The sequence below is a fragment of the Pseudomonas sp. UBT genome (genome assembly GCF_050915955.1).
GTDB classification, from domain to species: Bacteria; Pseudomonadota; Gammaproteobacteria; order Pseudomonadales; family Pseudomonadaceae; genus Aquipseudomonas; species Aquipseudomonas antarctica_A.
The window spans coordinates 276,447-283,205 of sequence record NZ_CP168079.1; the positions used below are offsets into that span (position 1 = coordinate 276,447).

Below are 6,759 nucleotides of genomic sequence, written 5' to 3' on the forward strand. Positions count from 1 at the left end.
TGATTGCGTGAGCGCCAATCTATAGTGTGACCCAGGACACAACAAGCCATGGGACGTACACGATGAAAGCCACAACCTTGCACCTCGCCCTGATCGGCGATTACAACCCCGACGTGATTGCACACCAGGCGATACCCGTGGCGCTGCAACAAGCAGCCGACACCTTGGGCTTGAGCGTTCACGTGCAATGGCTCGATACCGACTCGATCACCCCCACCCGCGAACTGCATGGCTTTGACGGCTTCTGGTGTGTGCCCGCCAGCCCCTACCGCGACACCGACGGCGCATTGCGCGCGATCCGTTTTGCCCGCGAGCAACGGCGCCCTTTCCTCGGCACTTGCGGTGGTTTTCAACACGCGGTGCTGGAATATGCCCGCCACGTGCTGGGCTGGGCGGATGCGGAACATGGCGAGCTGGCGCCCGAGGCCAAGCGCGCGGTGATAACGCCACTGAGCTGCACGCTGGTTGAGGCCACCGACACTGTGCGTCTGGCCCCCTACACCTGCATCGCCGAGGCCTACGGTACGCTGGATATCCACGAAGGCTATCGCTGCCGCTACGGCGTGAACCCGGACTTCGCCAGCGCCTTGCTCGAAGGCGACTTGATCCCCAGCGGCCATGACTCGGCGGGTGATTTACGCGCCGTAGAACTGCTGGACCACCCGTTTTTCGTCGCCACCCTGTTCCAGCCGGAACGCGCAGCACTCAAGGGCGTCACTCCGCCGTTGGCGCTTGCCTTGCTCAAGGCCTGCCAGGCTGTGTACCGATGATCGCCAACACGCCCGCTGCCCCCTATTACGCGGTGATTTTCAGCTCATTGCGCACCGAGGGTGATCAAGGCTACGGCCAGGCGGCTACCCGCATGCTGGAACTCGCGCGCGAACAACCGGGATTTCTGGGGGTGGAATCGGCACGTGAAGACGGCTTGGGGATCACCGTGTCCTACTGGAACAGCGAGGCGGCGATCCTGGCCTGGAAACAGCAAGCCGAACATCGCGCCGTGCGCGAGCAAGGGCGTGCGACCTGGTATTCGGCATGCCACACGCGCGTGTGCAAAGTGGAGCGGGCCTACCTGTTTGAGCGCTGAAAATGTACCCCTGTGGGAGCTGGCTTGCCTGCGATGGCGGTGTGTCAGCCAACCGATGTAGAGGCTGACCCACCGCGATCGCAGGCAAGCCAGCTCCCACCTTTGATCTTCAACGTCTGTAGAGCAGCGTTCGCTTAGCTGACCAAACTGCGCAATGCGCTGATCTGCGGGATTTCCACCCGGCGCATGTACACGCGCAACGGCTCGGTGATGTTAATGCGGTCGTCAATGTTCTGGTCCAGCAACAACTGAAGGCGTTCGCGCGACAGGGTCATGGTGTCGTCGGCGGCGGGTAGCCAGACAAACTCAGCGGTGGGAATGATGCCGTCATCGGCCACATCCATGCCAAAAGAGTCTTCGCTGAAACGCACGATGTACTGGCCGGTTTTGCGATTAAGGCCGACAAAACCATGGAGGTGGTCGGCCGCCTGGCAGATAAGTTCGGACGTGATGCGCATGGTAAACCTCACTGAAAAGTCCCACTGGGACTGGAAAGATGGTTTACACGCGTGGCAGAAAATACCGCCCTCTAATGGGGCAGCTTGGGCCAAGAATACTGCAATGCAGCACAAAAAAACCCAGAAAAATGGCCACTGCGCACGTTAATGTCGGTTTGGTGATAGCGCCTTTCGCAATCAATTGTTAAAAAGGACGCCTTCTCAAAGTTACCTCCACGAAAGGACTTCGCATATGCCTGTCACGTTTTCCAAGAGCGCCTTGCTGCTCGCTCTGATGCTCGGCCTTGGCCAGGCACAGGCTGCCGACCCGATCAGCCCGGCTGAATTGGCGACAAACGAAGGCATTCCGTACCCGGCCGTCATCGCCCACCGTGGCGCTTCCTACGACGCCCCCGAATCAACCGCCGCTTCCTACAAGCTCGCACGCGACCTGGGTGCCGACTACCTGGAAATGGACCTGCAACGCAGCAAGGACGGCGTGCTGTTCGCCCTGCACGACAACAACCTGCAGCGCACCACCGACGTGGCCACCAAATTCCCGGAGCGCAAAGACGCTACCGCCAACGAATTCACCTGGGCTGAATTACGCACCCTGGACGCCGGCAGCTGGTTCAACGCCGCCTACCCGGACCGCGCCCGCCCGGCGTTCGTTGGCTTGAAAATCCAGAGCCTGGACGAAATCATCAAGATCGCCGAAGGCAACCCGCAGCACAAACCCGGCCTGTACATTGAGACCAAGGAGCCCAAGCAATTCCCGGGCATCGAAGCCGACCTGAAAAACAAGCTGCTGGACAAGGGCTGGTTGAGCTCCGCCGGCTCCAAGCTGGGCAAGAGCAACACGGGTGTGGGCCAGGGCAAAGGCCGTGTGGTGCTGCAAACGTTTGAAAAAGACAGCTTGAAAGAGCTGCAGAAAGAAATGCCCAACACCCCGAAAATCCTGTTGCTGTGGGTGGGCCCAGGCAGCATCGAGCCGAAATCCGCGCAGACCTTCGCTGAATCCGGCGAGCCGACCAAAGCTGCTTACTACGCCAAGCAAGAGCCGAAAGACGCGGCCGAGTTCGAAAAATGGGTCGATGAAGCCAAGAGCCTCGGCGCCATCGGCACTGGCCCTTCGGCCGAGCTGACCAACCATGGCGACCAGAGCTACACCGACCTGGTGAAGCCTGAGATGAACAAGCTGACCCACGACAAGGGCCTGCTGGTGCACGTCTATACCGTCGATGAGCCGGTGGACTTCGAAAAAGTGATGAAAGCCGGCGTCGATGGCATTTTCACCAACCGCGCCGCCGAACTGCTGAAGTTCTACAAGCGCTGGCCGTCCTCGAGTGTGCAGGATTTGCTGAAGGACAACGGCTACTGAGTGAGTCGGGCCTTGGTGTCAGTGCGCCATTAAGGATGAGTTAAGTTGCGCCGGTTAATCTGGCGCCACTTAAACAGCTCACCCAGAAGGACATACACCATGAAAACCCTGACCGCCCTGTTCGCCGCAACCGCCCTGACCCTGACTGCCGGCCTGGCCCAGGCTGACGTTCGTCCGGATCACATTGAAGGCCTGCTCAAGTCCGGCGCCGTCATGCCGTTTGAGAAACTCAATGCCGCCGCCGTGGCCACCCACGCCGGCGCCAGCATCACCGACACTGAGCTGGACCACAAAAACGGTGTACTGGTTTACGAAGTTGACCTGACCGACACTGCTGGCAAGCGCTTTGAAGTGAAGCTCGACGCCAAGACCGGCGCCGTGCTGGAAAACAAGCAAGACACCTGAGTCAACTGCCAAAAAAACCGCGCCACGTTTAACGTGGCGCGGTTTTTTTATGGGCGCTCGCCAAGTGATCAGTGATCATGACTGGCCAGGGGTTATACATCGTCGAGCAGAACACCCAGGCCCACGGTGGTGAACTGAGCGTGTCCACCTAGCAGGGCACGGTGTTCAGCTTCAGCCTGCCGCTCCTCTGATCAGGCGCCCAGACGCGCCGTCACTTGATTGAGCTCCGCCGACAAACCTCGCAGGTTCTGGCTGGCCGCTTCAGTGCGCTGCACATTGTCCATGTTCGCCGTGGCCACAGTGGTGATTTGCGTGATATTGCGCGAGATATCTTCGGCCACCGAGGTCTGCTCCTCGGCTGCCGTGGCGATTTGGCGATTCATGTCACGGATCGCCTCTACGGCCAGCGTGATGTGATTGAGCATCGCACCGGCCTGGGAGACTTTTTCCACACTCTCATCGCTGCACGACTGGCCACTGACAATCGCCTCGGCCGCATCCACCGCGCCGGTTTGCACCGCGTGGATAATCTGGTTGATCTCGATGATCGACGCCGCCGTGCGTTGCGCCAGGCTGCGCACCTCATCGGCCACCACCGCAAACCCACGGCCCGCTTCGCCTGCCCGCGCCGCTTCAATGGCGGCGTTGAGTGCGAGCAGGTTGGTCTGCTCGGCGATGCCGCGGATCACTTCCAGCACTTTGCCAATGCGTACACTGTCGGTTTCCAGGCGACGGATGATGGTGCCGGTGTTGAGGATTTCATTGCGCATCTGGCCAATGGTGGCGATGGTGACCTTCATCACTTCGCCACCTTCGCGGGCCGAATGATCCGCCTCATCGGCGGCGCGCGAGGCACTGGCCGCGTGGCGTGCAACCTCTTGGGCGGTGGCTGACATCTCGGTCATGGCGGTGGCCACCTGGTCGGTGCGGTTGAATTGTTCATGGGTACCGTTCGCCATCTGCCCGGCGATCGAACTCAACTCGCCGCTGGCACTCACCAGGTCAGTGGCGCTGCGCTGCAAGCGGTTGAAGGTTTCGGCGAGGAAGTCACGCAGCGTATTGGCAGCGGCGGCCAGATGGCCCAGTTCATCCTGACGGCGACTGGCGACACGTTCGGCAAAACGACCGTGGCTCAGTTGGGTCACGTAGTCGATCAGGCCGCGAATCGGCAGGATCAGGTTGCGGTTGATCAGCCACAAGCTGAACAGACCGATCACCACACCCGACAGCAACATGATTGCCAGCCCCGCCATCACCGTGCGTTCGGTATAGGCGCTGATGGCTTGGGACTGCTGGCTGCCCTGCGCGCGCAGGTCACTGACCAGGGTGCTCATCTGCTCGCTGGTGGCACGGTCCACACCTTTGACAGCGTTGTCGCCGGCAGTCTGGTCGGCACCGGCAGCCATGTAGGCATCACGCCCCTTCTGGTAAGCCACACCCAACTGCAAGTGTTCCTGGCGCAGGCTGTCAATGCGCCGGCTCAGGCCGGGGTCATTCTGAGTCTGGCTGACCAGCCGAGTGAGAATGCCCTGCACATCGCGTTGCCGGTCCTGGAACTGGCCCCAGTATTTTTCCAGGTCCTGGGGCTGTTTGCCGCGCAGCAATACGTTTTTCCACTCCTGCACTTGCACCTTGAATTGCAGGTTGGCTTCGTCAATCAATTGAGAGGTGAGCAAGGGCCCATCGATCAGGCTGCGATAACTTTGCACGCCGTTAGAGAGGAAGTTGAAACAAGCCAGTGCGATCAACAAAATCGCCAGCAGACTGCCGCTGAGCAGCGACAAAATTTGTGCTCTCAAGGAAGTGCGCAAAATATTCATGGGGAGAAGCCTCAAAACAAGGAAAAAGGTGCAAGCACGCCATAACGTCCCTGTCATCAAGACTTAGCCCATTCGCAGCGGTCCTTATCCCTTGAATCGGCCGACCCAGAGGCTTCTTGAACGATTTCTGACAGGTGGTCAACAAAATGTCATTTCAGCGAAATAAACCGCAAACCGTCACAATTTTGTCAAATTTCCTTGCAATGATTCGCCCACGCGAACCTGTGAAACGTCCTACAGGCGCTTTCTCTGCGAGCCTCCATGAACCACAGCATCGACCACGGCCATCAGGATCCCGATCTGTTTGGCCTGCTTTACGGTTTTCGTTTTCGCCCCGGTGAAAAAGGTGAGCAGATTGACTCAGCGACTGCGCTGGCGGCGTTGAAAGCACCGCAAGACCCGGAAGAGTTCCTCTGGCTGCACCTGAACCTGGCTCACGCGGCGTGCGAGCGCTGGATGAAGGCCAACCTGGCATTGCCGGATGAGTTTTTCGAAGCCCTGCACGAGGGCTCGCGCTCCACCCGTATCGAGCATGTCGACTCGGCCCTGCTGGCGGTGGTCAACGACGTGGTGTTCAACTTCAGCAGCATGGTCTCCTCGGATATCTCCACGCTGTGGGTGTGCGCCCGCAGCCGCTTGCTGGTGAGTGCGCGCCTGCAACCGTTGCACTCGGTGGATAAATTGCGCTCGTCGGTGAAGGCCGGTGAACGCTTCCGTTCGCCGCTGGAATTGTTGGTGCATTTGTTGCGCGACCAGGGCGAAGTGCTGACGCAGATCGTGCGTAAAACCAGCCTCAGCGTCGACCAAATCGAAGACCAGTTGCTGTCCTCACGCCTCTCCACCAACCGCGCCGAACTCGGTGCTGCGCGCCGCGTGCTGGTGCGCCTGCAACGCCTGCTGGCGTTGGAACCGGGGTCGCTGCTGCGCCTGCTCAATCGCCCGCCGCAGTGGCTGCAAAAAGAAGACGTGAAGGAATTGCGCAAATCCACCGAGGAGTTTGCACTGATCATTAACGACCTGATGGCCTTGGGCGAGCGCATCAAGCTGTTGCAGGAAGAGATCGCCGCCAACCTCAACGAGCAAAGCAACCGCACGCTGTTCACCCTCACGGTGGTGACGGTGCTGGCGCTGCCGATCAATATCATTGCCGGTTTTTTCGGCATGAACGTGGGGGGAGTACCGCTGTCGACTGACCCGGAAGGGTTTTGGATTCTGGTGGCGTTGGTGGCAACGTTTACCTTGATTGCCGGGCGCTGGGCTTTCCGCAAACGCAAAGATTACTGACCCCCATCTCGACCTGAAAGGGGATCAAGTGTGGGAGCTGGCTTGCCTGCGATAGCGGAGTTTCAGTCGACAGATATATTGACTGAACCACCGTCATCGCAGCATAGGTATCTACACATCTTTTTTTACGGGTTGAGTGCTGTGGTTGTCGGGTGGCGCTGAGTACATATCCGTTGTTTGGGTCACGGCTGCTTAGGGTTCCGCCCTTACGGCGGGTCACTTTTGGAAAAGAGCCCCAAAAGTGACCAAAAGGGCTCTTGCCCCACCACTCGGCACCTCGCTTAGGCTCGGTGTGCCCTCACGCAGGCTTTGGACCGTGGGCCGCCGCCATGGGCCATCCTTGGC

At 59.6% G+C, this 6,759-nt stretch carries 7 protein-coding genes and 1 pseudogene; 5 read left to right on the forward strand and 3 right to left on the reverse strand.

Going from position 1 to position 6,759, the window contains the following annotated elements:
• Positions 1 to 62: 62 nt before the first annotated feature.
• Together ACDZ94_RS01270 and ACDZ94_RS01275 are read left to right on the forward strand one after the other, a co-directional pair.
• A complete protein-coding gene (locus ACDZ94_RS01270) occupies positions 63 to 770 on the forward strand; it encodes a CTP synthase C-terminal region-related (seleno)protein (protein WP_432750965.1) in 708 nt (235 codons plus the stop codon).
• Positions 767 to 1,087 carry an antibiotic biosynthesis monooxygenase family protein gene (locus ACDZ94_RS01275; RefSeq protein ID WP_064453821.1) on the forward strand — a complete coding sequence of 107 codons (321 nt, stop codon included), beginning with the start codon at positions 767 to 769 and terminating at the stop codon, positions 1,085 to 1,087. The genes ACDZ94_RS01270 and ACDZ94_RS01275 overlap by 4 nt, the downstream gene beginning before the upstream one ends.
• A 134-nt stretch (positions 1,088 to 1,221) precedes the next feature.
• Here ACDZ94_RS01275 and ACDZ94_RS01280 read toward each other — a convergent pair whose 3' ends face one another.
• Complete coding sequence (locus ACDZ94_RS01280; RefSeq protein WP_221295515.1) at positions 1,222 to 1,545, reverse strand: DUF2025 family protein; 324 nt, start codon at positions 1,543 to 1,545, stop codon at positions 1,222 to 1,224.
• Between the two features lie 232 nt (positions 1,546 to 1,777).
• On the opposite strand from ACDZ94_RS01280, the gene ACDZ94_RS01285 reads away from it, so the two are divergent.
• Both ACDZ94_RS01285 and ACDZ94_RS01290 read left to right on the forward strand, forming a co-directional pair.
• Positions 1,778 to 2,905, forward strand: coding sequence for a glycerophosphodiester phosphodiesterase (locus ACDZ94_RS01285; protein ID WP_221295516.1), 1,128 nt, complete (start codon positions 1,778 to 1,780; stop codon positions 2,903 to 2,905).
• Between the two features lie 99 nt (positions 2,906 to 3,004).
• The gene (locus tag ACDZ94_RS01290) at positions 3,005 to 3,310 is read left to right on the forward strand and encodes a PepSY domain-containing protein (protein WP_016974715.1); all 306 of its coding nucleotides are present in this window, start codon (positions 3,005 to 3,007) and stop codon (positions 3,308 to 3,310) included.
• Positions 3,311 to 3,501: 191 nt separating this feature from the next.
• Here ACDZ94_RS01290 and ACDZ94_RS01295 read toward each other — a convergent pair whose 3' ends face one another.
• Positions 3,502 to 4,269, reverse strand: coding sequence for a methyl-accepting chemotaxis protein (locus ACDZ94_RS01295; protein ID WP_407017289.1), 768 nt, complete (start codon positions 4,267 to 4,269; stop codon positions 3,502 to 3,504).
• Between the two features lie 165 nt (positions 4,270 to 4,434).
• A pseudogene (locus ACDZ94_RS01300) lies at positions 4,435 to 5,187 on the reverse strand (methyl-accepting chemotaxis protein); the annotation flags it as partial.
• Positions 5,188 to 5,391: 204 nt separating this feature from the next.
• Between ACDZ94_RS01300 and ACDZ94_RS01305 the strand changes: the two are divergent.
• A complete protein-coding gene (locus ACDZ94_RS01305; protein WP_064453826.1) occupies positions 5,392 to 6,414 on the forward strand; it encodes a transporter in 1,023 nt (340 codons plus the stop codon).
• Positions 6,415 to 6,759: the final 345 nt, after the last annotated feature.

Excerpts from the sequence above, each read along its gene's own strand:
- ACDZ94_RS01285 (WP_221295516.1), top strand. The coding sequence starts at position 1,778 with ATGCCTGTCACGTTTTCCAAGAGCGCCTTGCTGCTCGCTCTGATGCTC.
- ACDZ94_RS01275 (WP_064453821.1), top strand. The coding sequence starts at position 767 with ATGATCGCCAACACGCCCGCTGCCCCCTATTACGCGGTGATTTTCAGC.
- ACDZ94_RS01270 (WP_432750965.1), top strand. The coding sequence starts at position 63 with ATGAAAGCCACAACCTTGCACCTCGCCCTGATCGGCGATTACAACCCC.
- ACDZ94_RS01290 (WP_016974715.1), top strand. The coding sequence starts at position 3,005 with ATGAAAACCCTGACCGCCCTGTTCGCCGCAACCGCCCTGACCCTGACT.
- ACDZ94_RS01280 (WP_221295515.1), bottom strand. The coding sequence starts at position 1,545 with ATGCGCATCACGTCCGAACTTATCTGCCAGGCGGCCGACCACCTCCAT.
- ACDZ94_RS01305 (WP_064453826.1), top strand. The coding sequence starts at position 5,392 with ATGAACCACAGCATCGACCACGGCCATCAGGATCCCGATCTGTTTGGC.
- ACDZ94_RS01295 (WP_407017289.1), bottom strand. The coding sequence starts at position 4,269 with ATGGCGAACGGTACCCATGAACAATTCAACCGCACCGACCAGGTGGCC.